The organism is Streptacidiphilus sp. P02-A3a (assembly GCF_014084105.1).
Classification (GTDB): domain Bacteria; phylum Actinomycetota; class Actinomycetes; order Streptomycetales; family Streptomycetaceae; genus Streptacidiphilus.
In genome coordinates this window covers 8,013,069-8,037,641 of the sequence record NZ_CP048289.1, presented here as the reverse complement: position 1 = coordinate 8,037,641, position 24,573 = coordinate 8,013,069, and the positions used below count along the sequence as shown (strand labels likewise).

Genomic DNA, 24,573 nt, shown 5'->3' with positions numbered 1-24,573 from the left:
GGGTAGCCTGAGGGTGGCAGTCATCACAGAGAGGACGTCCGCCGTGACCGCGATCATGCCCGCGCAATTGAGCACGGAGGAGTTCGAGGCGCTGGAAGCCGTCGCGCCCGAGCCCATCCGACTGGAATTCGTCAACGGCAGGTTGGAGGTCAAGCCGGTGCCCGATGGCGACCACGGCGAGATCGTGATGTGGGTCCTTGAGCGCTGCATGGCCCAACGGCCGGAGCTGCGGCTGTACCCGGAGCAGGGACTGATCACCGAGGCGTTCGGGCAGGGCCGGTCACGCCCGGACGGAGCACTCGCCCCGAAGGGCTACTTCAAGGGCCGGGGCGAGTGGTCCGACGCCGGTGGGGTGCTGATGGTGGTCGAGGTGACGTCCAGCCAGCCTGAGAACGACCGGAACGCCAAGCCCTTCGGCTACGCCTCCGCTGGAATCCCGGTCTACCTGTTGATCGACCGGCGGCGCGGGGAACTCGTCGTGCACAGCAACCCCAGCGGCGGGTGCTACGCGGACACCCACCGCACCCAGGGACTGGGCGAGCGGCTGCACCTGCCCGACCCGGTCGGGATCGTGCTGGAGACCGAGGAGCTCAAGGAGCTCATCGCCTGAGCTGCGGCGGTCAGTGGGATTCGGGGGCGGTCATCGGGGTGAGCAGCAGCGTGGTGAAGCGGCGGATCCATTCCGGGGAGGCCGGTTCGCCGGTGACCAGCATCCGGTGTTCGACCGCGCCCGCGATGGTGTCGAAGATGACGTCGACGTCGGCGCGGGCCTGGGCCGGGTTCTCGTCCGGCGGGAGTTCGCCGCGGGCCTGGGCGGCGGCGCGGCCCTGGCGTACCAGCTGCTTCTGCGGGTCGGTGATGGCCTCGCGCACCCGCAGCCGCAGCGCCGGGTCGCGGGTGGCCTCGGCGAAGAGCGCGAGCAGCGCGGACCGGCTCTCCGGCTGCGCCAGCAGGTCGGCGAACTGCTGGACGACGGCCTCGATGTCGGCCTGAAGGCTGCCCAGGTCGGCCATCTCCAGCTCGTCGAAGAGCACCGCGACGGCCGACACCACCAGCTCGTTCTTGGAGGGCCAGCGCCGGTAGAGGGTGGTCTTGGCGACCCCCGCGCGCGCCGCGACGTCCCCCATGGTGAGCCCGCCCCAGCCCTGCTCCGCCAACACGGTCCTGGTCGCGGCGAGGATCGCCTCGTCCGCGTCGGCGTTGCGCGGGCGGCCCTTGCGCGGGGGAGCGGCGGAGTCGGTCAACGGGAGTCCTCGGTCGGGTGAAGGGGGAAGACTGCGGAATCGCGAGGTTACCGGTCAGTATCGGGTCCGGGAGAAGTCCTGCGCGTGGAGAAGTGGTGCAGTTCACGTCGGTTCCGCTGTGGCGCGCGGCAGGTCAGATATACGCTACGACTCGTAGCGAAAGAGCGACAACCACGCTGCTGCGCGGATGGGGATCCGCGCGAGACGGTCAGCACCACCGGTACGGACGCCTCGGGGACCGTGCCGCGCCCGCAACCGGCGGGGGCGGCAAGGACGCCCGCTCCGGCGGCCGGTTTCGGTGTCTCCGGGATTTGCCCGGCGGATTCACACCCGAGCGGGCGGACAGGGGAGGATAGAGCCATGCAGCCACGGAACATGTCCATGCGCGGCGCGGTCGACCTCGCCGCGGTCAAGGCGGCCGGTGAAGCCGCCCAGAAGGCGGAGCAGGCCCGCGCCGTCCGCGCCCGCCAGGTCCAGCAGGCAGAGGCCGCCGGAACCGCCGTCCCGTCCGCAGGGCCCCTGATCTTCGACGTATCCGAGCGCGACTTCGAGGACCAGGTGGTCCAGCTGTCCGCCGAGGTGCCGGTCGTCCTCAACTTCTGGGCCGAGGGCTACGCCCCGGCGGAACAGTTCAAGCCGGTGATCGAACAGCTCACCGAGGAGCAGGACGGCCGCTTCGTCCTCGGGCACGTCGACATCCGCAACAACCAGCAGCTCGCGCAGCAGCTCCAGATCCGGGACCTGCCGACGCTGCTCGCGGTGGTGGCCGGGCAGCTGCTGCCGCTGTTCGAGGGTCCGGCGACCGAGCCCGAGGTGCGGCAGCTGCTGGACAAGCTGATCGAGGCGGCGGACACCCAGCTCGGCGTGGTCGGCGAGGTCGGCGTGCGCTCCGGCCGGGCCGGGGACGCGGACGCCGCGGCGGTCGAGGAGTCGGCGGACCCGCTGGTCGCGGCGGCGCACGCGGCGCTCGACCGGGGCGACCTGGAGGGCGCAGTGCAAGCGTACCGAGTCGTGCTGGACGAGCAGCCGGGCAGCGTCGAGGCCCGGCTCGGGCTGGCGCAGGCGGAGCTGCTCCAGCGGGTGCAGGGTCTCGACCCGCAGGCGGTACGCACCGCCGCGGCCGAGCGTCCGACCGACGTGGACGCTCAACTCGCGGCTGCTGACCTGGATCTGACGGGCGGTCATGTGGACGACGCGTTCGGTCGGCTGGTGGACACGGTGGGCCGCACCTTCGGCGAGGACCGCGACCGGGTGCGGCTGCACCTGCTCAGCCTGTTCGAGGTGATCGGCTCGGACGACCCCCGGGTGGTCAAGGCCCGTGGGGCGTTGGCGCGCAAGTTGTTCTGACGCTCGGGCTGGGTGCGGTCTGACGATTTGCCGACAAAGCCGCCGTGGTTCCCCTCGTTTACCAAAACTTGATACTTAGTGATGACGGTCACCCTCGGTGGCCGTCATCGCCGGTTAATGCGGCGTTTCAACCGATCTGCCTGCGACTGCGCCCAATCGTCGGTCACTCAGGGTGAATCACCCCTGGATCGCCTGTTCGCTTCGGTTCACCCACTCCTTACTCATCAGTAACGAACCACTTGTGCCGCGCGCGGTATTGGACCACGATCAGGCTCGCCCGGTTCGTTTTGATGCAGTGCCGACAGCCAGTCGGCGGCACGCGGACGGAATCCCCACCGGGCAGGGCGCCGGCCCGGCTGGTGCCCTCAGGACAGGGGGGTCTCCGCCTTCCCCGGCGGAGCCTGTCCGTTCACGGTCGGGCATCCAGCCCGACCAGTGGTTGTCGCTCGGGGGTGATCGCCGATGCTGCCGATCAGCCGTCCGGATCTCCGTGTCCGTACGTGTGACCGTTTCCAGCCGACGCGCTCCCCTTCCCGAGGACGTAGCTCTTCTCCCCATCCCAGGCCGGGGCCCAAGCCGGGCAGGCCGAAGATGCACGTCCGAGAAGGAGGACCTCGTTATGTCCCAGATTTACGGCAAGACCCGCTGGAAGCGGTTCGCGGTCGTCATGGTTCCGGCTCTCGCTGCCACGGCGGCTGTGGGCATGAGCGTTGCCCAGGGTGCGCTCGCCGCTTCGTTCAGCGTCTCGGGCTCGCAGTTCAAGGTGTCCGCCGCCAGCCTCCACGGTGACGGCTTCACCCAGTACGGCACCGTCGAGACGTTCGAGGGCGGCAAGACCCTCCCGGTGGCGGTTTCCGGTTTCAACGACGCCACCATTCACAACCTGTGTCAGTCGGTGTCGCTGCCGTTCGGCTTCGTGCTGAAGATCACCGCAGGTGACGACCCGAACAACCCGGTCAAGGCCACCTCGCTGTACATCGACATGACCGACCTGCAGGCCAAGACGGCGCAGTTCAACGGAATCAACATCGGTGTCGCGGAGGGGGCTGTCAGCAAGGGCACGGTTTCCTCGGGCGACAGCAACAGTAAGTACTACGACCCGACGGGCTTCGCCCAGGAGGCCGACTCGGCCGACCTCACCGGTGTTCAGCAGACGGCGTGGGCCACCTCGGCCGCCACCTTCTCGCTGAACGGCATGCACCTCAGCCTCAACGACAGCAACTCTGAGTGCTTCTGAGGTCGAACGCCGGTAGGCAGTCGGCCTGACGGCCGGTTTGCCGAAGGCCTGGTTGTTCCAGCACGCGCGGTGGGGAGGGGCCTGCCCCTCCCCACCGTGTTCTCCACCACCTGATCACCACCTGGGAGTTGCCACGTGACGAGCGCGACTGCGCAGGCGCGGCCCGAGCCCGCGAACGGCTTCAGCAAGGCCCGCCAAGCGTTCCGAAACTGGCGTCACAGTCGTCCGTTCTGGGGCGGGCTGCTGGTCCTCCTCGCCGGACTGCCGATCATCTACTTTCCCTACGCCAACCTCAACATCGGCACGCTGAGCCTGCACCTGGCGACCTCCGCCGGTGCGGCCTCGCTGCTGATCGGGCTGCTGCTGATGGCGCTCGGGATCTCAGCCTGGTTCCAACCCCATGTCCGCGTCTTCGCGGGGATCGCCGCGCTGGTGCTCACGCTGGTGTCGATTCCGATGTCGAACCTGGGCGGTTTCGGCATGGGGCTGATCCCCGGCCTGCTGGGCGGCACGCTGCTCTGCTCGTGGGCGCCGTTGAAGGAGCCGACGGCCGCTGAGCTGGTCGAGAGCGACGCCGAGGCCGAGGGCGCTGCGGAGGCGGAGGAGTGGGGCGAGTCGCCCGTTCCCGGGTTCGCGGCGGAGGCGCCGGAGGCGCCGACCGTGGTGCACCAGCGCGAGCCGGAGCACGAGGAGCCCCAGGAGGCGGCGGCCGAGGGGGAGCACCATGGCGAGTGACTCCGGGTCCGGCCGGGACGGCCAAGCGCTCGGCCCGCGCGTCCCCGGGCGGCACGCCGCGCCACGGACCACGGTCCGCCAGCGGTTCCAGCTTCCGGTCGGCCGGGCACTCGCGCTGACCGCGGTGCCGACCGCGCTGCTGATGGGCGCCATCACGCCCAAACTCGCGCTCGCCGCCGACGCCCGGTCCACCACCACGACCAGCTCGCCGGAGACGACCGTGGCCGGACCGCAGGGCGGCTCCTGCGCCAAGACCTCGCTCCAGGCGCTGGAGCAGGGCACCCCGGGCACCGGGTCCAGCACGGCCAAGGGCACGAGCAGCGGCACTGGCAACAGCACTGGCGGCAGCACGGCCAAGGGCACCGCCGGCAAGAGCGCGACCGGCGGCAGCGGCAGCACGGCCAACGCCACCCGGTCCGACCGGGCGGTCTCCGTGCCCACCAGCAGCCCGACCGCCAGCAGCGGGGCCACGACGGTGCCCGCGCCGACCGCGTCCGCCCCGGTGAGCGCGCCGAAGCACCCGCAGCCGAGGAGCGTCCCCACCCCCAGTCCGAGTCAGCCGAGCAACCCGGTGCTTGGCCTGCTGAACGGCCTCGGCGGGCTGCTCGGTCTGGACGCCCAGACCTCGCACGGCGTCACCGCCTCCCCGACGCCGTCGGCGAGCGCGTCCACGGCCCTGGCGGCCGGACACGAGGCGACCCGGGCGGTACCGGCCGGGGCCGCGGCCAAACCGACGCCGACAGCGACGCCGACAGCGACGCCGACAGCATCGGCGACGGCGACGGCGACGGCGAAGCAGCCCACCGGCGCCGCGTCGGCGCACAGCTCCGGCTCGACCACGGCCGAGCCGGACCTCACCGTGACCCCCACCCCGGCCGCCGCGCCGGGTTCGGCGGCCGCAGCGAACAAGCTGTGCGACATCAGCAACCTGGCCGCGCCGCTGGACACCAGCGTGATCAACGGCATCACCGAGATGCCGAGCGTCCCGTGGACGCTGAAGAGCAGCAACCTGGAGCTGATCCACACCCGGTTCTGGGGTGTGAAGACAGTGCCGACGGCGGCCGGTGACGTCCGGGTGCTGAAGTTCACCGCGCAGGAGGTCAACATCGGCGACCTCGACATGTCCACCCAGCAGATCGGCCAGGAGCTGCACGTCCAGGGCGGCCCCGGGACCACCTCGACCATGCGCGGCGGGACGGTGACCATGTACGTCACCAGTCTCTCCGGCACGTTGGCCTCGGCCGAGGGGATTCCGCTGGCCTGGCTGGGCGTCAATCTGACGCTGACGCCGGACACGCTGCCGCAGTGGCTGTACGACCTGATCGGGGACATCCCGATCCCGCTGACGCTGAGTCTGACCAACGCGGTCGCCACCCAGACCGGCCAGTTCGGCGGGAACCTGATGATCCCCGGGATGCACCTGTACTACACGCCGCAGAGCTGAGCCGCCCAGCCGCCCAGGCGTAGCGGGACGACGAAGGAAGGGGCGCCCCGAGCGGGGGCGCCCCTTCGCGGCTGGTGGGAGGGGGCGGTCAGCTCGCGCGGTCGCCCAGGTGGTGCACCCGCACCATGTTGGTGGTGCCGACCACGCCGGGGGGCGAACCCGCGGTCACGATCAGCGTGTCACCCTCGCTGTACCGGCCGAGGCCGCGGACCTCGTCGTCGACCTGGTTCACCATCGCGTCGGTGTTGTCCACCTGCGGGGTCACGAAGGTCTCCACGCCCCAGCTGAGGGTCAGCTGGTTGCGGGTGGAGACGTCCGGGGTGAACGCCAGCACCGGGATCGGCGAGCGATAGCGGCTGAGCCGGCGCGCGGTGTCGCCCGACTTGGTGAACGCGACCAGGGCCTGCGCCCCGAGGAAGTCGCCCAGCTCGCAGGCGGCGCGGGCGACCGCACCGCCCTGGGTGCGCGGCTTGCGGCCCGGGTTGAGCGGCTGCAGGCCGTGCGACAGCAGCTCCTCCTCGGCCGCCTCGATGATCCGCGACATGGTCTGCACGGTCTCGATCGGGTACTTGCCGACGCTGGACTCGGCGGAGAGCATCACCGCGTCCGCGCCGTCGAGGATGGCGTTGGCGCAGTCGGAGGCCTCGGCGCGGGTCGGCCGGGAGGCGGTGATCATCGACTCCATCATCTGGGTGGCGACGATGACCGGCTTGGCGTTCCGGCGGCAGAGCGTGATCAGGCGCTTCTGCACCAGCGGCACCCGCTCCAGCGGGTACTCGACGGCGAGGTCGCCACGGGCGACCATGACCGCGTCGAAGGCCAGGACGATCTCCTCCATGGCCTCGACCGCCTGCGGCTTCTCGACCTTGGCGATGACCGGGACCCGGCGGCCCTCCTCGTCCATCACCTTGTGCACGTCGTCGATGTCGGCGGCGTTGCGGACGAAGGAGAGCGCGACCATGTCGACGCCGAGGCGCAGGGCGAAGCGCAGGTCGTCCTTGTCCTTCTCGGACAGGGCGGGGACGTTGACGGCCGCGCCGGGCAGGTTGATGCCCTTGTTGTTGGAGAGCACACCGCCCTCGACGACTCGGGTGATCACGCGCGGGCCGTCGACGCTGACGACCTCCAGGGCGATCACGCCGTCGTTGATCAGGACCGGGTCGCCGGGCTTCACGTCGCCGGGCAGGCCCTTGTAGGTGGTACCGCAGATGTGCTGGTCACCGGGGACGTCCTCGGTGGTGATGGTGAAGGTGTCGCCGTTCTCCACGGTCACCGGGCCGTCGGCGAAGGTCGCCAGGCGGATCTTGGGACCTTGGAGGTCGGCGAGGACGCCCACCGGCCGGTCGGCCGCGTCCGAGGCGGCTCGGACGTTGTTGTACCGGCTCTCGTGTTCGGCGTGGCTGCCGTGACTCATGTTCAGACGGGCGACGTTCATTCCGGCTTCGATCAGTGCTTTCAACTGTTCGAAGTTGTCCGTCGCGGGACCCAGGGTACAGACGATCTTTGCTCGGCGCATATTGGTCATTCTATCGGGTTGCCTTTCCGTTGCGTTTTCGAGCAAAGTGCCCCCATTAGCCCGACCGTGTGATGGTTACTCATGGGTACAGGGCTTACCGGCGGCTCACTCGCCGCCGCGCGGAATCACCGCGAAGGTCTGCCGGGCGATCTCCAGTTCCTCGTCGGTCGGGACGACCGCGACCGCCACCCGGGAGTCCGCCGTGGAGACGATCCTCGGCTCGGCCGAGCGGACCGCGTTCAGCGCCGGGTCGAGCTCGATGCCGAACCCCTCCAGACCGGCCGTCGCGGCCGCCCGCACCTCCGCCGAGTTCTCGCCCACCCCGGCCGTGAAGACCACCGCGTCCACCCGGCCGAGCACCGCCGCGTACCCGCCGACATACTTCCGCAGCCGGTGCGTGTAGACGTCGAAGGCCAGCGCGGCTCGCGTGTCGCCGGCCGCCACCCGGCGGGTGACCTCGCGCATGTCGTTGTCCCCGCACAGCCCGAGCATGCCGCTGCGCCGGTTCAGCAGGTCGTCGATCTCGTCCACCGAGAGCCCGCCGACCCGGTGCAGGTGCGCCGGGATCGCCGGGTCCAGGTCGCCCGAACGGGTGCCCATGACCAGACCCTCCAGCGGGGTCAGTCCCATCGAGGTGTCCACGCACACCCCGCCCGCGACGGCGGAGGCGCTGGCGCCGTTGCCGAGGTGCAGCACGATCACGTTCACCGATTCGGGTGATTTCCGCAGGAGTTCGGCCGTCCGCCGGGACACGTACTGATGTGATGTGCCATGGAAGCCGTAGCGGCGGATCGAGTAGCGCTCCGCCGTCTCCCAGTCGATGGCGTAGCGGGCCGCGTACTCGGGGAGGGTGGAGTGGAAGGCGGTGTCGAACACCGCGACCTGTGGCAGGTCGGGCCGCAGTTTGCGGGTGATCTCGATGCCGGTGATGTTGGCCGGGTTGTGCAGTGGTGCGAGTGGGACCAATCCGCGGATGGTCTCCAGCACCTCGTCGGTGATCACCGTGGGCGCGGTGAACCGGGTACCGCCGTGGACGACGCGGTGGCCGATGGCGGCCAGCCTGGGGGAGTCGAACCCCAGACCCGCCGCGGCCAGTTCGTCGGCGACGGCGTTCAGCGCGGTGGTGTGGTCGGGGAACGGCGGCTCGCCGATCCGCTCGACCATGCCCGCGGCCGGGCGGCTGCCGTCGGCCATGTCGATCAACTGGTACTTGACCGAGGAGGAACCGGAGTTGAGGACGAGCACATGGGTGGCGGCGCTCATGACTGCGACTCCTCGGCTGCCTGCTGCGCCTGGATGGCGGTGATCGCGACGGTGTTCACGATGTCCTGGACGAGCGCGCCGCGCGACAGGTCGTTCACCGGCTTGCGCAGCCCCTGCAGGACGGGGCCGACGGCCACCGCCCCGGCCGAGCGCTGCACCGCCTTGTAGGTGTTGTTGCCGGTGTTCAGGTCGGGGAAGATCAGCACGGTCGCCCGCCCGGCGACCGGGGAGCCCGGCAGCTTGGTGGCGGCGACGGCGGGCTCGACCGCCGCGTCGTACTGGATCGGGCCCTCGACCAGCAGCTCCGGCCGCAGTTCGCGGACCAGTTCGGTGGCCCTGCGGACCTTGTCCACGTCGGCGCCGCTGCCGGAGTCCCCGGTGGAGTAGGACAGCATCGCGATCCGGGGCTCGACGCCGAAGCGGGCGGCGGTGTCGGCCGAGCGGATGGCGATGTCCGCCAGCTGCTCGGCGTCCGGGTCGCGGTTGATCGCGCAGTCGCCGTAGACCAGCACCCGGTCGTGCAGGCACATGAAGAAGACCGAGGAGACCACGGCCGCGCCGGGCGAGGTCTTGATCACCTCGAAGGCCGGGCGGATGGTCGCCGCGGTCGAGTGCACGGCGCCGCTGACCATGCCGTCGGCGATGCCCTCCTGGACCATCAGGGTGCCGAAGTAGCCCGCGTCGGTGACGATGTCGTGGGCCTCCTCCAGGGTCATCCCCTTGTGCTTGCGCAGCTCCGCGTAGAGCTCGGCGAAGCGGTCGCGCAGCGGCGAGGTCTCCGGGTCGATCACCCGGGCCCGGGCCCGGTCGGTGTCGGCGCTGTCCAGGCCGAGGTCGAGGCCGAGCTCGGCGACGCGCTTGCGCACCGCGTCCTCGTCGCCGAGCAGCGTGAGGTGGCAGACGTTGCGGCGGAGCAGCACCTCCGCCGCCCGCAGGACCCGCTCCTCGGTGCCCTCCGGCAGCACCACCTCCCGCAGCCGGGTGCCGCGGGCCCGTTCCAGCAGCTCGTGTTCGAACATCATCGGGGTGACCCGCTCGGAGCGGCTCAGTTCGATCCGGCTGGTCAGCTCGGCGGTGTCGACGTGCAGCTCGAACAGTCCGAGCGCGGTCTCGGCCTTGCGCGGACCGGCGGTGGTGAGCCGGCCCTCCAGCGTGGACAGGTTGGTCGCGGTGGGGTAGCTGCCCTCCCGCACCACGGCGACCGGGGTGCCCGGAGCGAGCCGGGCGGCCAGCCGCATCACGTCGGGGCCCGGGGTCTCGCCCATGGTCAGCAGCACCCCGGCGATCGCCGGGGAGCCCGCGGCGTGCGCCGCGAGCGAGCCGATCAGCAGGTCGGCCCGGTCGCCGGGGGTGATCACCATGGCGCCCTCGGAGAGCGCGCCGAGGAAGTTGGGCAGCATCGCCCCGCCGAAGACGAAGGTGCGCACGTCCCGGGCAAGACCGGCGGCGTCACCGAGCAGCACCTCGGCGCCGGTGGTCTCCACCACCTGGGTGACCGTGGGCGCGGACAGCGCGGGTTCGTCGGGGATCACGTAGACCGGGACGTCGGTCCGGGCGGCCAGTCGCCGCTGGACCTCCTGCTTGTCCCGTCCGGCGACCCGGTTGGCGATCATGGCGAGCACGCTGCAGCCCAGGTCGGTGTAGGCGCGGTGGGCGTTGCGGACCTCGGCCACCACCGTGTCCGCGCTCTCCCGGTGGCCGCCGACGACCGGCAGCACCCAGGCGCCGAACTCGTTGGCGAGCCGGGCGTTCACCGCCAGCTCGTCCGGGATGTTGGTACCGGCGAAGTCGGTGCCGAGCACCAGCACCGCCTGGCAGCGCCGCTCCAGCTGGTGGAACCGGTCCACCAGCTGGCTGACCAGCTCGTCCGGGCCGCGTTCGGCCTGGAGCGCCGCCGCCTCCTCGTAGGAGAGCCCGTACAGCTCCCGGGGCGGCAGGTCGAGCCGGTAGCGCCCGCGCAGCAGCTCCACCACGTGGTCGGTGCGGTCATGGGTCAGCGGCCGGAACACCCCGACCCGGTCCACCTGCCGGGTGAGCAGTTCCATCACGCCGAGCTCGACGGCCTGGCGTCCGTCGCCCCGGCCGATCCCGGTCACGTACACGCTGCGTGCCACAGGGCACCCCGTTCCTAGCCTGGCCACTGGTGAGCGGACCGGCGCGGCGACGGTCCCGCTCAGCGAGCCTACCCTCGCACTCGGGTGCGGATCGCACCCGAGTGGTGGCAGCGCCGCGCGCTAGCGGGTGAGCTGCGCCCGCCAGTGGTCGAACAGGCTCTCCGGTTCGCCCGAGTAGGACCACGGGACCCGGGTGGGCCGGTCGCCCAGCTGCCGGGCCACCTCGGTCGCCTCGGGGCGCATCCCGCCGAAGGCCAGCCCGTGCAGCACCGTGTTCAGGTCGGCCACGTCCTGGGCGTACTCGATGCCGGCCCGGTGGGCTATCCAGTCGCGCATGGTCGAGTGCAGTGCCTGGACCGCCACCTCGTGCGTCCAGTGGTAGGTCAGGCCGATGGCGGTGGGGCCCTCGACGGCGACCCGCTGCCGGTAGTGCTCGGCGCGGGCCGTCTGGGTGAGCGCGGCCAGCGGGGAGCCGACCGGGGCGAAGGCGGCGCTGTCGCGGGCGAAGTTGTACATCTCGCCGTGCGAGCCGTGCCAGCGCTCGGAGAGGTGGCGCAGTACCTGGTGGTGGCCCTCGCGGCTGTAGGCGTCGCGGGCCTGGAGCTCGCGCCACCAGTGCCAGACGTGCGGGTGGCCGTGGGCGTAGAGCCGGGCGAGGGTCATCAGCGACACCCAGGGCACCGGGTCGGCCGGGTGCTTCTCGGAGGCCTGGAGGCAGATCCGGGCGGCGCGGTCCAGGTGCGAGCGGTCGACGCCGTCCTGGGCCGGGCTGTGCGGGGCGCCGCTGACCCGGGTGTTCTCGCTGACGGCGGCGAAGATCCGCATCACCTCGGTCTCGGCGCGCAGCACCAGGGCGTCCGGGTTGTTCGGCTCGGCGGCCTGCCAGGTCTCCACGGTGCGGATGCTGGCCGCCGTGTCGGCCAGCATCCGCATCCGGTGGGTGCGGCGGTCCCAGTCCCGCCCGGTGTCCCGGAGCAGGTCCCGGGCGCCCTGCCAGCGGCCGACCACGAGGTCCTGCCGGGCGGTGGCGAGTGCGTGGTCCCCGAAGGTCGGGTCGAACCTTGGTGCGCTGGTGCGTCGTCGTGCTCTGGCCATACGGGCGACCACTCTCGGTTCGGTCGGGAGAGGCGGGACGGACCGGCGCCTGGACAGGCGCCGGTCGCGTGCTGTGGACAGGGCGGGCGTCCGCTGGGACGCCCCCGTCGGTCACCCCCGTGATGAACCGAACGGCTAGATGCCGGACCGGGTCGTGGGACCCGGAACCGGCATCAGCGGCAAGGATTCTGTCTGATAGTCAGATATCCGTGGCGAGGGTATCGTCCGGTCCGGTGAGAACCGGAGCCAGGGTGCTCTGTCCGTAGAGCGCGTCGACCTCGTCCGTGCTCGTCGCGTCCAGTCGGACGGTCCCGGTGCGGTAGTAGTCGCTGCCGTTGGCCCAGTACCAGGCCATCGGGACGATGCCGAGGGCCAGTGCGCCGATGCCGATGGCGATGGTGGTGCCCGGGAGCGTCATGCAGTTCTCGATGAACAGGAACGCCATGAAGATCGCGCCCGCCAGCGGCCAGATGCCGACGAAGATCGCGTTCGAGAGCGACTTGAAGACCAGCTTGCGGTAGGCGACCACGACGGCGAGACCGGCCAGCGCGTAGTAGACGGCGATCTGCAGGCCGATCGCGTTCACCGCGTCGGTCATGATCTTGTTGACCGAGCCCAGCTTCTGCGAGGTCACGAAGAGCACCAGGGAGACCGCCACGACCACGGCCAGCGCGAACCACGGGGTCTGCCAACGCGAGTGCGAGCGGCCGAAGATGGACGGGACGGTCTTGTCGCGGCCCATGGCGAACAGCGAGCGGGTGACCTGGATCAGCGTGGTCTCCAGGGTGGCGATGGTGGAGAGCACCACCGCGAGCACCATGATCTTGCCGCCCGCGCCCGGCCAGACGGTGTTGCCGAGGACGGTGAGCACCGGCGGCGGGTTGTTGCCGGTCATGTCGGCCTGGCTGCTGATCAGGTTCACCGCGATGGTGACGATCTCGAACAGCGCGAACACGCCGACCACGCCGATCAGGCCGCCGAAGCCGGAGTTGCGCTTGCTGTTGGTGGTCTCCTCGCTGAGGTTGGCGGTGACGTCCCAGCCCCAGAAGTAGAAGGCGGCGACCAGCGCGGCCCCGGCGAAGCCGCTGACCCCGCCGAAGTGGCCCCAGCCCCAGAGCCAGTCCCAGGAGAAGGTGGCCGCGTGTCCGCCGTGGATGAGGGCGGCGATGCCGAAGACCACCAGCACCACGATCTCGATGCCGGTCATGATCCACTGCGCGTGCGCGGTGATCCGGATGCCGACGAGCACCAGCAGCGCCATGATCAGGAAGGCGACGGCGCCGACGCCGATCGCCGCCCAGGTGTTGTTCGCCAGGCTGGCGCTGAACAGCGACAGGGTGTACTGCCCGGCCGGGAGCGATCCGGAGACCATGAAGATGGTCGCCGAGACCACCAGCGACCAGCCGCTGAGGAAGCCGAGCGAGGGGTGCAGCGCCCGACCGACCCAGGAGTAGCTGGCGCCCGCGTTGACGTCGAGCCGGCCCAGGTAGTTGAAGGCCCAGGCGATGCCCAGCATCGGGATGGCGCACCACAGCAGCGCGGCGGGGCTGAACAGCCCGGCCGCGGCGACCAGGACGGTGGTGGTGGCGGCCAGCGAGTAGGCCGGGGCGCTGCCTGCGAGGGCCATGACGACGGTGTCGAACCCGCCGAGGACATTGGCCCGCAGGCCGTGTGATCGGCCTTCGGCCGATATGTCGTTGCTCAAGGTGGTGCCTCTCCGGGGGCCACCGCCGGGGGAGTCGCCGCGTGGAGCGCGACTGGGGAGCCCTCGGGGCGGGGTGCGTGCGGGGACGTGCCGACAAGCGGTGGAGCGAAAGCCAGGGGTAATGCGGCCGACTGAATGTTCAGTGGCTGGAATGTTCAGGTGGGCATGGTTGAGCGGGGTGGCGGGCGGACGGTCCTGGTCACGCCGCCCGAACTCAAGCAGATTAGTCGAACGAGCGTGCAACGAGCATGTGACGTATGGGTTTCCGGAGACGGGATCGCCGTTTGGGCACCACTGGCGTCAATGTGTGCCACATCGTGCCGTCTGACCGCACGTGTGGCAATGCTTTCGCGGAATTCGTTAGATACTCTGTTCGAACTGCGAATTCCATGCCAGGATCGCTGAACTGCAACTGATTTCGTTGAACTGAAGGGCGTCAGAGATGGAAACACCCCAGCGAACGGAGGCCCTGTTGCCCGTGACCGAGCGGACCAGGCTCCGCCGGATGCGGGAGAACGGCAGCACCGCCCGTGCCGATCTGGACGCGGTGCTCGCGGCGGGCTTCATCTGCCACCTCGGGGTACTGGTCGACGGCGTGCCGATGGTCGTGCCCACCGTCTACGGAGCCACCGCCGACACCCTCTACCTGCACGGATCGGTCGCCAGCCGCAGCCTCGCGGCCGACCCGGAGGCGACCGTCTGCGTCACCGTCACCCTGGTCGACTCGCTGGTGCTGGCCCGCTCGGTCTTCGAGCACAGCGTCAACTACCGCTGCGCGATGGTGTACGGCGTCCCGCGCGTGGTCACCGACCCGGAGCAGAAGCTGGAGGGCCTGCGGGTACTGTCCGAGCAGGCCGCGCCCGGGCAGTGGGACTACGCCCGGCAGCCCAACCGCAAGGAGCTGGCGGCGACCACGCTGCTGGCGCTCGCCCTGGACGAGGCGTCGGTGAAGATCAGCGCCGGACCGCCGGAGGACGCCGACAGCCCGGACGGCGAGCTCGGGCTGTGGGCCGGTGAGCTGCCGCTGGTCGCCCGCTGGGGCACGCCGGTTCCCGACCCGGCGCTGCCGGAGGGCACGGCCGTCCCCGCGCACATCGCGGGCCGCGCCGGTACGCCGGTCTGAACCGGGCCGGTCGACGACCCCCGGCCGGTCCGCACCGCCCGCCGGGCTACGGCTCCCGGCCGGGCTACAGCCCCCACTCGGCGCGGAGCTCGGCCAGTGCCTGGTGGAAGCCGGGGAAGGTCTTCTTCACGCAGCCCGGGTCGTCCAGGGTCACCCCGCCCTCGGTACGCAGCCCGGCGATGCTGAAGGCCATGGCGATCCGGTGGTCGCCGTGGCAGGCGATGTGCGCGGAGTGCGGCCGGGCGGGCTGGATCTCGATCCAGTCGCGCCCGGTCGCCACCGGGACGCCCATCGCCCGCAGGTTCTGCTCGCAGGCCGCGAGCCGGTCGCACTCCTTGACCCGGGTGTTGTAGACGTCCTCGATCCGCACCGGCCCGTCCGCGAACGGCGCGATGGCGGCCAGCGTGGGCACGGTGTCGGAGATGTCGCGCATGTTCACGGTGATCCCGCGCAGCCGCTCCGGACCGGTGACGGTGACCGAGTCCGCGGTCAGCTCGACCTCCGCGCCCATCTCCCGCAGCACCTCGGCGAAGCGGACGTCGCCCTGGAGCGAGTCCGAGCCGAGACCGGGCACGGTGACGGTGCGTCCGGTGAGGGCGGCGGCGGCCAGCGGGTAGCTGGCGGTCGAGGCGTCCGGCTCGATCAGGTAGTCGACCGCCCGGTAGGGCCGCGCCGGGACGGTGAAGGTGTCGCCGACCCGGCGGGCGTCGTTGCCGAAGCGCCGCATCATCGCCAGGGTCATCTCCACGTAGGGCACGGAGACCAGGTCGGAGACGGTGATCTCCAGGCCCTCGGCCGTCAGCGGCCCGCAGAGCAGCAGCGCGGTCAGGAACTGCGAGGACAGCCCGGCGTCCAGGGTGAGCCTGCCGCCCTTGATCCCGTCGGCGCGGACGGTCAGCGGGTGGTGGCCCTCGGCGAGCCCGTGGCTGAGGTCCACGCCGAGCTCGCGGAGCGCGGCGGTGAGCGGCCCGAGCGGGCGGCGGCGCATCTGCTCCGAGGCGTCGAAGCGGAAGGTACCGCGCCCGGCGGCGGCCAGCGCGGGCAGGAAGCGGGCGGTGGTCGCGCCGTCCCGGCAGAAGACGTCGGCCTCGGCGACGCCGGGCCCGGCCGGGCGGCCCTCGACGGTCCACACGCCGGGCTGCCGGTCGACCCGGTAGCCAAGGGTGATCAGGCCCTCGGCGAAGCCCTCGCTGTCGTCCGAGAGCAGCGGTCGGCGCAGGACGGTGGTCCCCTCGGCGGCGGCGGCGAGGAACAGCGCCCGCGCGGTGATGGACTTCGAGCCGGGGATCTCGACGACGGTCATGCCGCTGAGTCTAGGACGGGGTGCCGACAGCCGGGCCCGGGCGTCCGTGCAGTGGACGGCCGGACCCGGGGCGGGCCTCAGGCGGGCGCGAGCCAGATGGTGGCCAGCGGCGGGACGGTCAGCTCGGTACTGGCGGGCTGGCCGTTCCAGGGCGTCGGATCGGCCTTCAGCGGATCCGGGTTGCCGACCCCGCTGCCGCCGTAGACCTCGGCGTCGGTGTTCAGGATCTCCAGCCAGCGGCTGTCCGCGCCCCCGGCCGCGCCGGTGGCGGGCAGCCCGACCCGGTACTCCTCGCGGACCACCGGGGAGAAGTTGCTGACGCAGACCAGCGGGCGCCCGGACCGGTCGTAGCGGACGAAGGAGAACAGGTTGTCCTCGGCGGCGTGGCCGTCCAGCCAGCTGAAGGCGGTCGGGTCGGTGTCCCGCTGCCACAGCGCCGGGCAGTCCAGGTAGACCCGGTTGAGGTCGCGGACCAGGTCCTGCACGCCGCGGTGGTCCCCGGCGGCGGGCCAGTCGGGCCGCAGCAGCCACCACTGCGGCCCGGTCTCGTGGTCCCACTCCGCGCCCTGGGCGAACTCCTGCCCCATGAAGAGCAGCTGCTTGCCCGGGTGGGCCCACATGTAGCCCAGGTAGGCGCGGGTGTTGGCCCGCTGCTGCCACCAGTCGCCGGGCATCTTGGACACCAGCGACCGCTTGCCGTGCACCACCTCGTCGTGCGAGATCGGCAGCAGGTAGTTCTCGGAGTAGGCGTACACCATCGAGAAGGTCATCTCGTCGTGGTGGTACTTGCGGTGGATCGGCTCGTGCTGGATGTACTCCAGCGAGTCGTGCATCCACCCCATGTTCCACTTCAGCCCGAACCCCAGCCCGCCGTGGCCGTGCTGCTGGACGCTGTCGGTGGGGCGGGTGACGCCGTCCCAGGCGGTGGACTCCTCGGCGACGGTGACCACGCCCGGGCAGCGCCGGTAGACGGTGGCGTTCATCTCCTGGAGGAACCGCACCGCGTCCCAGTTCTCCCGGCCGCCGTGCTCGTTGGGGGACCAGCCGCCGTGCTCGCGGGAGTAGTCCAGGTAGAGCATCGAGGCCACGGCGTCCACCCGCAGGCCGTCCACGTGGAACTCCTCGGCCCAGTAGACCGCGTTGGCGACCAGGAAGTTGCGCACCTCGGTCCGGCCGTAGTCGAACTCCAGGGTGCCCCAGTCCGGGTGCTCGGCGCGCTGCGGGTCGGCCGGTTCGTACAGCGGCTCGCCGTCGAAGCGGGCCAGCGCGAAGTCGTCCTTGGGGAAGTGCGCCGGGACCCAGTCGACGATCAGGCCGATGCCGTGCTGGTGCAGCGAGTCGACCAGGTGCCGGAAGTCGTCCGGGGAGCCGAGCCGGGCGGTCGGCGCGTAGAAGCCGGTGACCTGGTAGCCCCAGGAACCGCCGAACGGGTGCTCCATCACCGGCATCAGCTCGACATGGGTGAAGCCGAGGTCGCGGACGTACGCCGGGAGTTCCGCCGCCAGCTCGCGGTAGGTCAGGCCGGGCCGCCAGGAGGCCAGGTGCACCTCGTAGACGGACATCGGCCGGTCGTGCGCGGTCAGCCCGGCCCGGCGCTCCATCCAGGCCTGGTCGTGCCAGTCGTGGGTGGAGGTGTGCACCACCGAGGCGGTGGCCGGGGGCAGCTCGGCAGCCCGGGCCAGCGGGTCGGCCTTCTGCAGCGTCCGGCCGTCGCGGGTGGCGATCTCGTACTTGTAGTGCGTGCCGTCGCCGATCCCGGGGACGAACAGCTCCCACACCCCGCTGGCGCCCAGCGAGCGCATCGGGTGCGCCAGGCCGTTCCAGCCGTTGAAGTCCCCGATCACCCGCACCCCCGAGGCGTTCGGGGCCCACACCGCGAAGCCGGTGCCGGTCACCCCGTCGACGGTGCGGACGTGCGAGCCGAGCGCCCGCCACAGCTGCTCGTGCCGCCCCTCGCCGATCAGGTGCAGGTCCGCGCCGGTCAGCGTGGGCAGGAAGCGGTAGCCGTCCTGCTGGAGGTGCTCGGTGCCGTCGTAGCTGACCCGCAGCCGGTAGTCGGACGCGGTGCCGGTCGGCAGCAGGCCGGTGAACAGCCCGTCCTGGAGGTGGTCCAGCTGGTACCGGCCGTCGGCGGTCTCCACCACCACCCGCTCGGCCAGCGGGCGCAGCACCCGGACGGCCAGGCCCTCGGGGGTGGGGTGCGCGCCGAGGACGCCGTGCGGGTCGTGGTGCCAGCCGCCGACCAGCCGCTCGACCTCGCCCGGCGCCGGCGCGGCGGCCGGGACCCGGCGCGGCGCGGCGGTCGCGCCGACCGGGGCCGCCTCGGGCCGTGGCTGCACCAGGCCGGAACGCTTGCCCGCCCTGAAGGTGGCCGGAAGCGGCTTGCCGTTCGAGGGGGTGTTCGGACGGGTCGGTTCGGACTGGTTCACGGCCGGGGCCTCCCTGAATTGTCGTACGCGCGGAGTGGGTGGGGGTGGGGGTGGAGCGCTCAGCCGCCGGCGGCCAGCCGGGCGATGGCGGAGAGCGGGATGGGCAGCCAGTCGGGGCGGTTCCGGGACTCGTACACCACCTCGTACACCGCCTTGTCGGTCTCCAGGGCGTGCAGCAGCACCGGATCGGCGGTCGGGTCCTCGGCCCCGGCCGCCGCGTAACCGGCGAGGAAGGCCTCCCGGTTGCGTCCGGCCCAGGTCGCGGCGAGGGCTGCCAGCCGGGGACGCTGCGGATCGTCCTCGGTCACCTCGCTGAGCAGGTGCGCCGCCGCGTAGTCGAAGGAGCGCAGCATCGCGGCCACGTCCCGGACGGCGGGCTGCGGGCGGCGCCGCTCGACCAGCGGCTTGGCGGGCTCGCCCTCGAAGTCCAGCAGCACCCAGCCGCGCGCGGTGCGCATCGACTGGCCCAGGTGCAGATCGCCGTGGATGCGCTGGGCCCGCAGCCGCCGACCGTCCCGGGCGGACTCGGCCAGCGCCTGGAAGATCCGGTGCAGCGACTCCTGATAGGGCTTCAGTGCCGGGGCCACCAGGGCGGCGGCGTCGAGCCGCAGCGCCATGCCGGCGGCCAGCGCCTCGATCTCGGCCCGGCCGAGGACGCTGACCGGCAGCGCCCGGGCCAGGGCCAGGTGCACCTCGGCGGTGGAGCGGCCCAGCAGAAACGACTCTGCCGAGAAGTTGCCAGTGCGCGGCTCGATCGGGGCCGGGGCCTCGGCGGGCTCCTCGGCGGCGGGTCGGTCGGCGGACCGCTCGGGGGTCCGCTCGGGGGTCCGCAGCGCCCGGACGTGGGTGAGCGCGAACTCCCAGCCGTCGCGGCCGCCGCTGAGGTACCGCTGGAGCAGGCCCAGCGTCGCCAGCTGGGCGCCGGGTCCCGGCTCGGCGTCCTTGGGCTCGCTCGCCCTGAGCTGGGCCTCCTTGAGCTGGACCTCGATCTCGGCCTCGGTCTCCGGGAGGACCGGCAGCTCGCTCTCGAACCAGGCCAGGGTGGCCGGTACCCGGTTGGATCCGGCGCGGCTGAGCGCCAGCGACAGCTCCAGATCCGGGTTCAGCCCCGGGCTGACCCGGCGGAACAGCTTCAGGATGGAGGTGTCGCCGAAGACGATCGAGGTGTTGCTCTGTTCGGCGGTGCCCACCCGGGCCGGGGCGTCGGCGCCGGGACCGGCGGCCGGGCCGGTGGCGGCGCCGGTGGGGGCGTTGAGCCCGCTGAGGTTGCTGAAGCGCAGCGGCCCCACCTGCGCGCCACCCGGGCCGCCGGTGGTCAGCAGTCCCAGCAGCCGCAGTGTCAGTGGCTCGTCGTACGCTGCGTCATAGGTCAGCAGGCCGTCGTGGGGGCCGCCGTTGATCCGTCCGATGACGGCTGCCCGGGTGGCGTCGGTGTCCAGCCGGGCCGGAGCGGCCCCGGCGACCGCGCCGAGCAGCAGTTGGTAGAGGTCGCTGTCGGTGCTGCCGTCCAGGCCGCGCTGTTCGACCCGGAGCAGGAGGTGCAGCAGCAGCGGGTCGCCGGGCGCGACCCCGGGCAGCAGGGTGACGGCCGCCGGGACGATGGCGGTGACCGGGTACCCCTTGCCCGCGAACCAGCGCTGACGCGGCAGCCAGTCGCACAGCAGCGGCAGCGTGTCCTGGACCAGGCCGCCGAGGTCGGTCACCCGCGACGGCGCGCGCGGCGACCGCGCGTCCGCGGTCAGCGGATCCGCTGACTGGGTCGCTGGCGGCTGGGACATCGGCTGGGTCGTCGGCTGGGTCGTCGTCGGCTGATTCGTCGGCGGGTGGGTCGTCGGGGATTGGGTTGTCGGGGGGTGGGCGGTGGTCGGGTGCACCGGCGGAGAGGCCGGTTGGCGCGCGGCATGGGCGCCGGCATGCCGGGTGGTGACGGAGCGCGATCGGGAGGTATCGGACATGTCTCCCTTTCCCCGGGGATGCGGCAATCCCGGCAGCGGGTCGAGCGCGCGCTGCTGCCGGGCCTACCAGTCTTCCGGATGTCGATGACGCGGGAGTTACGGCGCGCGGTGGCTGACCGTGCGTCACGCCAAGGAGTTAGGTGTGGGCTGCGCTGCTCCTGGGTGGTGACCGGGTGGATGGTGGAGAGGGCGGATGGGGGACGGGGATGCTTCGCCGGTGGTGGGCTGGCGTCGCGGTGCCCGGGCCGAGCCCGGGCACCGCATCCGCGGCCGACCCCCGACGGGGGAGCCGCTTACTCCGGGCGGCGGAGCCGGAACCAGTAGAAGCCGTGGCCGGCCAACGTCAGCAGGTACGGCAGTTCGCCGATCGCGGGGAAGCGGACCCCGCCGATCAGCTCGACCGGATGCCGCCCGAGGTAGGCCGACAGGTCCAGCTCAGTGGGCTGAGCGAAGCGCGAGAAGTTGTTCACGCACATGACCAGGTCGTCACCACCGTCGGGAAGGGATACGGTCCGGACGAAGGCCAGTACGGCGGGGTTGCTGGAAGGCAGCTCCGCGTACGACCCGAGTCCGAACGCCGGATTGAGCTTGCGGATCTCGATCATGCGGCGGGTCCAGTGCAACAGCGAGCTGGTGCTGCTGGTCTGTGCCTCGACGTTGGTCACCTGGTAGCCGTAGACCGGGTCCATGATGGTCGGTAGGTTCAGCCTGCCCGGGTCCGCGGTGGAGAAACCGGCGTTCCGGTCCGGGGTCCACTGCATCGGGGTGCGGACCCCGTCGCGGTCGCCGAGCCAGATGTTGTCGCCCATGCCGATCTCGTCGCCGTAGTACAGCACCGGCGAGCCCGGCAGCGACAGCAGCAGCGCGGTGAACAGCTCGATCTGCTTGCGGTCGTTGTCCAGCAGCGGCGCCAGCCGACGGCGGATGCCCACATTGGCCCGCATCCGCGGGTCCTTGGCGTACTCCGCGTACATGTAGTCGCGTTCCTCGTCGGTGACCATTTCCAGGGTCAGCTCGTCGTGGTTCCGCAGGAAGATGCCCCACTGGCAGCCGGACGGGATGGCCGGGGTCTTCGCCAGGATCTCGGCGACCGGGTAGCGCGACTCGCGGCGCACCGCCATGAAGATCCGCGGCATCACCGGGAAGTGGAACGCCATGTGGCACTCGTCGCCGCCCCGGCTGAAGTCGCCGAAGTAGTCGACGACGTCCTCGGGCCACTGGTTGGCCTCGGCCAGCAGCACGGTGTCCGGGTAGTCGGCGTCGATCTCCGCCCGGACCCGCCGCAGGAAGTCGTGGGTGGCGGGCAGGTTCTCGCAGTTGGTGCCCTCCTCGGTGTAGAGGTAGGGCACGGCGTCCAGCCGGAAGCCGTCGATGCCGAGGTCGAGCCAGAACCGCAGGGCGGCGATGATCTCCTCCTGCACGGCCGGGTTCTCGAAGTTGAGGTCCGGCTGGTGCGAGAAGAAGCGGTGCCAGAAGTACTGCTTGCGGACCGGGTCGAAGGTCCAGTTGCTGGTCTCGGTGTCGACGAAGATGACCCGGGCGTCGGCGAACTGCTTGTCGTCGTCGGCCCAGACGTAGTAGTCCCCGTACGGCCCGTCCGGGTCGCTGCGGGAGGCCTGGAACCACGGGTGCTGGTCGCTGGTGTGGTTCATCACGAAGTCGATGACCACCCGCATGCCGCGCTGGTGCGCGGAGTCCACGAAGTCGACGAAGTCGGCGAGGTCGCCGAACTCCGGCAGCACCGAGGTGTAGTCGGCGACGTCGTAGCCGCCGTCGCGCAGCGGGGAGGCGAAGAACGGCGGCAGCCAGAGGCAGTCCACGCCCAGCCACTGGAGGTAGTCCAGCTTGGAGGTGAGGCCGCGCAGGTCGCCGACCCCGTCCCCGTTGCTGTCCTGGAACGAACGGACGAGGACTTCGTAGAACACGGCGCGCTTGAACCAGTCGGGGTCGCGGTCCTGCTGCGGGGTGTCGGTGAAGGTGTCGGGAACTGGTTCGTTGACGATCACAGGGCGGCCCTCCGGACCGAGAAAATGTGGGCCGGCTGGTCGTGCGGGTCCAGCCGGACGTAGTTGTGGCGTCCCCAGCGGTACCGGGCCCCGGTGAGCTGGTCCTCGACGTCGATGGCGTCGCCGGGGCCGTGGGCCTCCGGCGCGCCGCGCTCCGCGGGGTCGAGGTCCGGGGTCCTGAGGTCCAGGGCCTCCAGGTCCAACGACACGGTGGCCTCGTGGACGTGATGGGGGTCCAGGTTGACCACGGTCAGCACGGTGTCCGCGCCACTGCTCTTGGAGTAGGCGAGGATCTGGTCGCTGTCGGTGGCGTGGAACCGCAGGTTTCGCAGGAGTTGTAGTGCGGGGTGCTCGCGACGCAGCCGGTTGAGGGTGGTGAGCAGCGGCGCGAGGGTGTCCGGTCGATCCCAGTCACGTGGTCTCAGCTGGTACTTCTCCGAGTCCAGATACTCCTCGGAGCCGGGGTGAACAGCGGCGTTCTCGCAGAGCTCATAGCCTGCGTAGACGCCGTAGCTGGGGGCGAGGGTCGCGGCCAGGACCGCGCGGATCGCGAAGGCCGGGCGACCCCCGTGCTGGAGGAAGGCGGGCAGGATGTCCGGGGTGTTGGCGAAGAAGTTCGGCCGCATCCAGGCCGCCGCCGCGCCGGACAGCTCGGTCAGGTACTCGGTGAGCTCCTGCTTGCCGTTGCGCCAGGTGAAGTAGGTGTACGACTGGTGGAAGCCGACCTTGCCGAGGGTGTGCATCATCGCCGGGCGGGTGAACGCCTCGGCCAGGAAGACCACGTCCGGGTCGGTCCTGGCGATCTCGCCGAGGACCTTCTCCCAGAACACCACCGGCTTGGTGTGCGGGTTGTCGACCCGGAAGATCCGCACGCCGTGCTTCATCCAGTGCCGCAGCAGGCGGAGCGTTTCCGCTACCAGCCCGTCGAAGTCCAGGTCGAAGTTGACCGGGTAGATGTCCTGGTACTTCTTCGGCGGGTTCTCGGCATAGGCGATGGTGCCGTCGGCGCGGGTGGTGAACCAGTCCGGGTGCTTCTCCACCCAGGGGTGGTCGGGGGAGCACTGGAGGGCGAAGTCGAGGGCGACCTCAAGCTCCAGCTCGCGGGCCCGGGCGACGAAGGCGTCGAAGTCGTCGAGGGTGCCCAGATCCGGGTGGATCGCCTCGTGCCCGCCCTCCGGCGAGCCGATCGCCCAGGGCGAGCCGACGTCGTGCGGACCGGCCTCCAGGCTGTTGTTCGGGCCCTTGCGGTAGGCCCGGCCGATCGGGTGCACCGGCGGCAGGTAGACCACGTCGAAGCCCATGGCGGCGACGGCGGGCAGCCGCAGCGCGGCGGTCCGCAGCGTGCCGGACACCGGCGGCTTCACCCGCTCCGGGTCGACCACGGCGCCCTCCGAGCGCGGGAAGAACTCGTACCAGGAGCCGTAGAGCGCGCGCTGACGGTCCACCCGGAGCGCGGCCGGGCGAGAGGCGGACACCAGTTCGCGCAGCGGATGGCGGGCGAGGATCCGCAGCAGCTGCTCGTCCACCGCCCGTTTCAGCCGGACGGCCGGGGGCAGCTCGGACTTCCGCAGGGTCGCGGCGGCGGCCAGCACCAGTGACCGGCCCTCCCGCTTGGGCACCCCGGCGGCGGCCCGATCCAGCAGCAGCGCGCCCTCCTCCAGGACCAGCGCGGTGTCGATCCCGGCCGGGATCTTGATCTCGGCGTGGTGCCGCCAGGTCGCCACCGGGTCGGCCCAGGCCTCGACCGTGTACGTCCAGACCCCCGTCGCGGTCGCGGCCACCCAGGCGCCCCAGCGGTCGGTGCCGGGCGCCAGTTCGCGCATCGGGGTCCACGGCCCGGGGCGGCCCTTCGGGTCGCGCAGTACCACGTTGGCGCCGATCGTGTCATGGCCCTCGCGGAAGACCGTGGCGCTCACTTCGAAGGGTTCGCCGACGACCGACTTGGCCGGGTGCCCGGCGCAGTCCACGCGCGGGCTGACGTCCAGTACCGGGATCCGGCCGATCATCTGCTGCTCGCCCTCTGCGGTCACGCCCCCGGGGCTCTTGGCGGTCCTGGC

The 24,573-nt window shown here is 71.4% G+C and carries 17 protein-coding genes; 6 read left to right on the top strand and 11 right to left on the bottom strand.

From position 1 onward, the window contains the following. Positions 1 to 43 precede the first annotated feature (43 nt). Positions 44 to 610, top strand: coding sequence for a Uma2 family endonuclease (locus GXP74_RS33785; protein WP_370468495.1), 567 nt, complete (start codon positions 44 to 46; stop codon positions 608 to 610). Between the two features lie 10 nt (positions 611 to 620). Here GXP74_RS33785 and GXP74_RS33780 read toward each other — a convergent pair whose 3' ends face one another. Beyond that, positions 621 to 1,244: a TetR/AcrR family transcriptional regulator gene (locus GXP74_RS33780; RefSeq protein ID WP_182455053.1), complete on the bottom strand. Its 624-nt coding sequence runs from the start codon at positions 1,242 to 1,244 to the stop codon at positions 621 to 623. Between the two features lie 360 nt (positions 1,245 to 1,604). On the opposite strand from GXP74_RS33780, the gene GXP74_RS33775 reads away from it, so the two are divergent. From GXP74_RS33775 to GXP74_RS33760, 4 genes are all read left to right on the top strand, one after another. Next, a complete protein-coding gene (locus GXP74_RS33775; RefSeq protein WP_182455052.1) occupies positions 1,605 to 2,591 on the top strand; it encodes a tetratricopeptide repeat protein in 987 nt (328 codons plus the stop codon). A 619-nt stretch (positions 2,592 to 3,210) separates the two neighbouring features. Further along, on the top strand, positions 3,211 to 3,828 hold the full coding sequence (locus GXP74_RS33770) for a DUF6230 family protein (protein WP_182455051.1): 618 nt from the start codon (positions 3,211 to 3,213) through the stop codon (positions 3,826 to 3,828). 135 nt (positions 3,829 to 3,963) lie between these two features. Next, the gene (locus GXP74_RS33765; protein WP_182455050.1) at positions 3,964 to 4,563 is read left to right on the top strand and encodes a DUF6114 domain-containing protein; all 600 of its coding nucleotides are present in this window, start codon (positions 3,964 to 3,966) and stop codon (positions 4,561 to 4,563) included. After that, a complete protein-coding gene (locus GXP74_RS33760) occupies positions 4,553 to 6,007 on the top strand; it encodes a hypothetical protein (protein ID WP_182455049.1) in 1,455 nt (484 codons plus the stop codon). Before GXP74_RS33765 ends, GXP74_RS33760 begins: the two co-directional genes overlap by 11 nt. 88 nt (positions 6,008 to 6,095) lie before the next feature. Here the strand turns inward: GXP74_RS33760 and pyk are convergent, their stop codons facing one another. The 5 genes from pyk to GXP74_RS33735 all read right to left on the bottom strand — a co-directional run bounded on the left by pyk (position 6,096) and on the right by GXP74_RS33735 (position 13,622). Further along, positions 6,096 to 7,523 carry a pyruvate kinase gene (gene pyk / locus GXP74_RS33755; RefSeq protein ID WP_182455048.1) on the bottom strand — a complete coding sequence of 476 codons (1,428 nt, stop codon included), beginning with the start codon at positions 7,521 to 7,523 and terminating at the stop codon, positions 6,096 to 6,098. A gap of 105 nt (positions 7,524 to 7,628) precedes the next feature. Further along, positions 7,629 to 8,786, bottom strand: coding sequence for an acetate/propionate family kinase (locus GXP74_RS33750; RefSeq protein ID WP_182455047.1), 1,158 nt, complete (start codon positions 8,784 to 8,786; stop codon positions 7,629 to 7,631). Beyond that, on the bottom strand, positions 8,783 to 10,900 hold the full coding sequence (gene pta / locus GXP74_RS33745) for a phosphate acetyltransferase (RefSeq protein WP_182455046.1): 2,118 nt from the start codon (positions 10,898 to 10,900) through the stop codon (positions 8,783 to 8,785). Before pta ends, GXP74_RS33750 begins: the two co-directional genes overlap by 4 nt. A gap of 120 nt (positions 10,901 to 11,020) precedes the next feature. Then, a complete protein-coding gene (locus GXP74_RS33740; protein ID WP_182455045.1) occupies positions 11,021 to 11,995 on the bottom strand; it encodes a hypothetical protein in 975 nt (324 codons plus the stop codon). A 199-nt stretch (positions 11,996 to 12,194) separates the two neighbouring features. Beyond that, a complete protein-coding gene (locus GXP74_RS33735; protein ID WP_182456816.1) occupies positions 12,195 to 13,622 on the bottom strand; it encodes an APC family permease in 1,428 nt (475 codons plus the stop codon). A 520-nt stretch (positions 13,623 to 14,142) separates the two neighbouring features. On the opposite strand from GXP74_RS33735, the gene GXP74_RS33730 reads away from it, so the two are divergent. Then, entirely contained in the window at positions 14,143 to 14,823 is a 681-nt protein-coding gene (locus tag GXP74_RS33730; protein ID WP_182455044.1) for a pyridoxamine 5'-phosphate oxidase family protein, read from the top strand. A gap of 64 nt (positions 14,824 to 14,887) precedes the next feature. Here GXP74_RS33730 and aroA read toward each other — a convergent pair whose 3' ends face one another. The 5 genes from aroA to GXP74_RS33710 all read right to left on the bottom strand — a co-directional run bounded on the left by aroA (position 14,888) and on the right by GXP74_RS33710 (position 24,522). After that, positions 14,888 to 16,126 (bottom strand): 3-phosphoshikimate 1-carboxyvinyltransferase, encoded by a 1,239-nt coding sequence (gene aroA / locus GXP74_RS33725; RefSeq protein ID WP_182455043.1) that lies wholly within the window; start codon positions 16,124 to 16,126, stop codon positions 14,888 to 14,890. A gap of 77 nt (positions 16,127 to 16,203) precedes the next feature. Then, positions 16,204 to 18,555, bottom strand: a complete 2,352-nt coding sequence (gene glgB / locus GXP74_RS33720) for a 1,4-alpha-glucan branching enzyme (protein ID WP_370468494.1) — start codon at positions 18,553 to 18,555, stop codon at positions 16,204 to 16,206. A 59-nt stretch (positions 18,556 to 18,614) separates the two neighbouring features. After that, the gene (locus GXP74_RS41215; protein ID WP_225448379.1) at positions 18,615 to 20,333 is read right to left on the bottom strand and encodes a maltokinase; all 1,719 of its coding nucleotides are present in this window, start codon (positions 20,331 to 20,333) and stop codon (positions 18,615 to 18,617) included. A 470-nt stretch (positions 20,334 to 20,803) separates the two neighbouring features. Continuing rightward, complete coding sequence (treS, locus tag GXP74_RS33715; protein ID WP_182455042.1) at positions 20,804 to 22,516, bottom strand: maltose alpha-D-glucosyltransferase; 1,713 nt, start codon at positions 22,514 to 22,516, stop codon at positions 20,804 to 20,806. Beyond that, positions 22,513 to 24,522 (bottom strand): alpha-1,4-glucan--maltose-1-phosphate maltosyltransferase, encoded by a 2,010-nt coding sequence (locus GXP74_RS33710; RefSeq protein ID WP_182456814.1) that lies wholly within the window; start codon positions 24,520 to 24,522, stop codon positions 22,513 to 22,515. The genes treS and GXP74_RS33710 overlap by 4 nt, the downstream gene beginning before the upstream one ends. Positions 24,523 to 24,573: the final 51 nt, after the last annotated feature.

Coding starts and splice junctions, on each gene's coding strand:
- GXP74_RS33775 (WP_182455052.1), top strand. CDS start 1,605: ATGCAGCCACGGAACATGTCCATGCGCGGCGCGGTCGACCTCGCCGCG.
- GXP74_RS33770 (WP_182455051.1), top strand. CDS start 3,211: ATGTCCCAGATTTACGGCAAGACCCGCTGGAAGCGGTTCGCGGTCGTC.
- GXP74_RS33760 (WP_182455049.1), top strand. CDS start 4,553: ATGGCGAGTGACTCCGGGTCCGGCCGGGACGGCCAAGCGCTCGGCCCG.
- pyk (WP_182455048.1), bottom strand. CDS start 7,523: ATGCGCCGAGCAAAGATCGTCTGTACCCTGGGTCCCGCGACGGACAAC.
- GXP74_RS33750 (WP_182455047.1), bottom strand. CDS start 8,786: ATGAGCGCCGCCACCCATGTGCTCGTCCTCAACTCCGGTTCCTCCTCG.
- GXP74_RS33740 (WP_182455045.1), bottom strand. CDS start 11,995: ATGGCCAGAGCACGACGACGCACCAGCGCACCAAGGTTCGACCCGACC.
- GXP74_RS33735 (WP_182456816.1), bottom strand. CDS start 13,622: ATGGCCCTCGCAGGCAGCGCCCCGGCCTACTCGCTGGCCGCCACCACC.
- GXP74_RS33730 (WP_182455044.1), top strand. CDS start 14,143: ATGGAAACACCCCAGCGAACGGAGGCCCTGTTGCCCGTGACCGAGCGG.
- aroA (WP_182455043.1), bottom strand. CDS start 16,126: ATGACCGTCGTCGAGATCCCCGGCTCGAAGTCCATCACCGCGCGGGCG.
- GXP74_RS41215 (WP_225448379.1), bottom strand. CDS start 20,333: ATGTCCCAGCCGCCAGCGACCCAGTCAGCGGATCCGCTGACCGCGGAC.
- GXP74_RS33710 (WP_182456814.1), bottom strand. CDS start 24,522: ATGATCGGCCGGATCCCGGTACTGGACGTCAGCCCGCGCGTGGACTGC.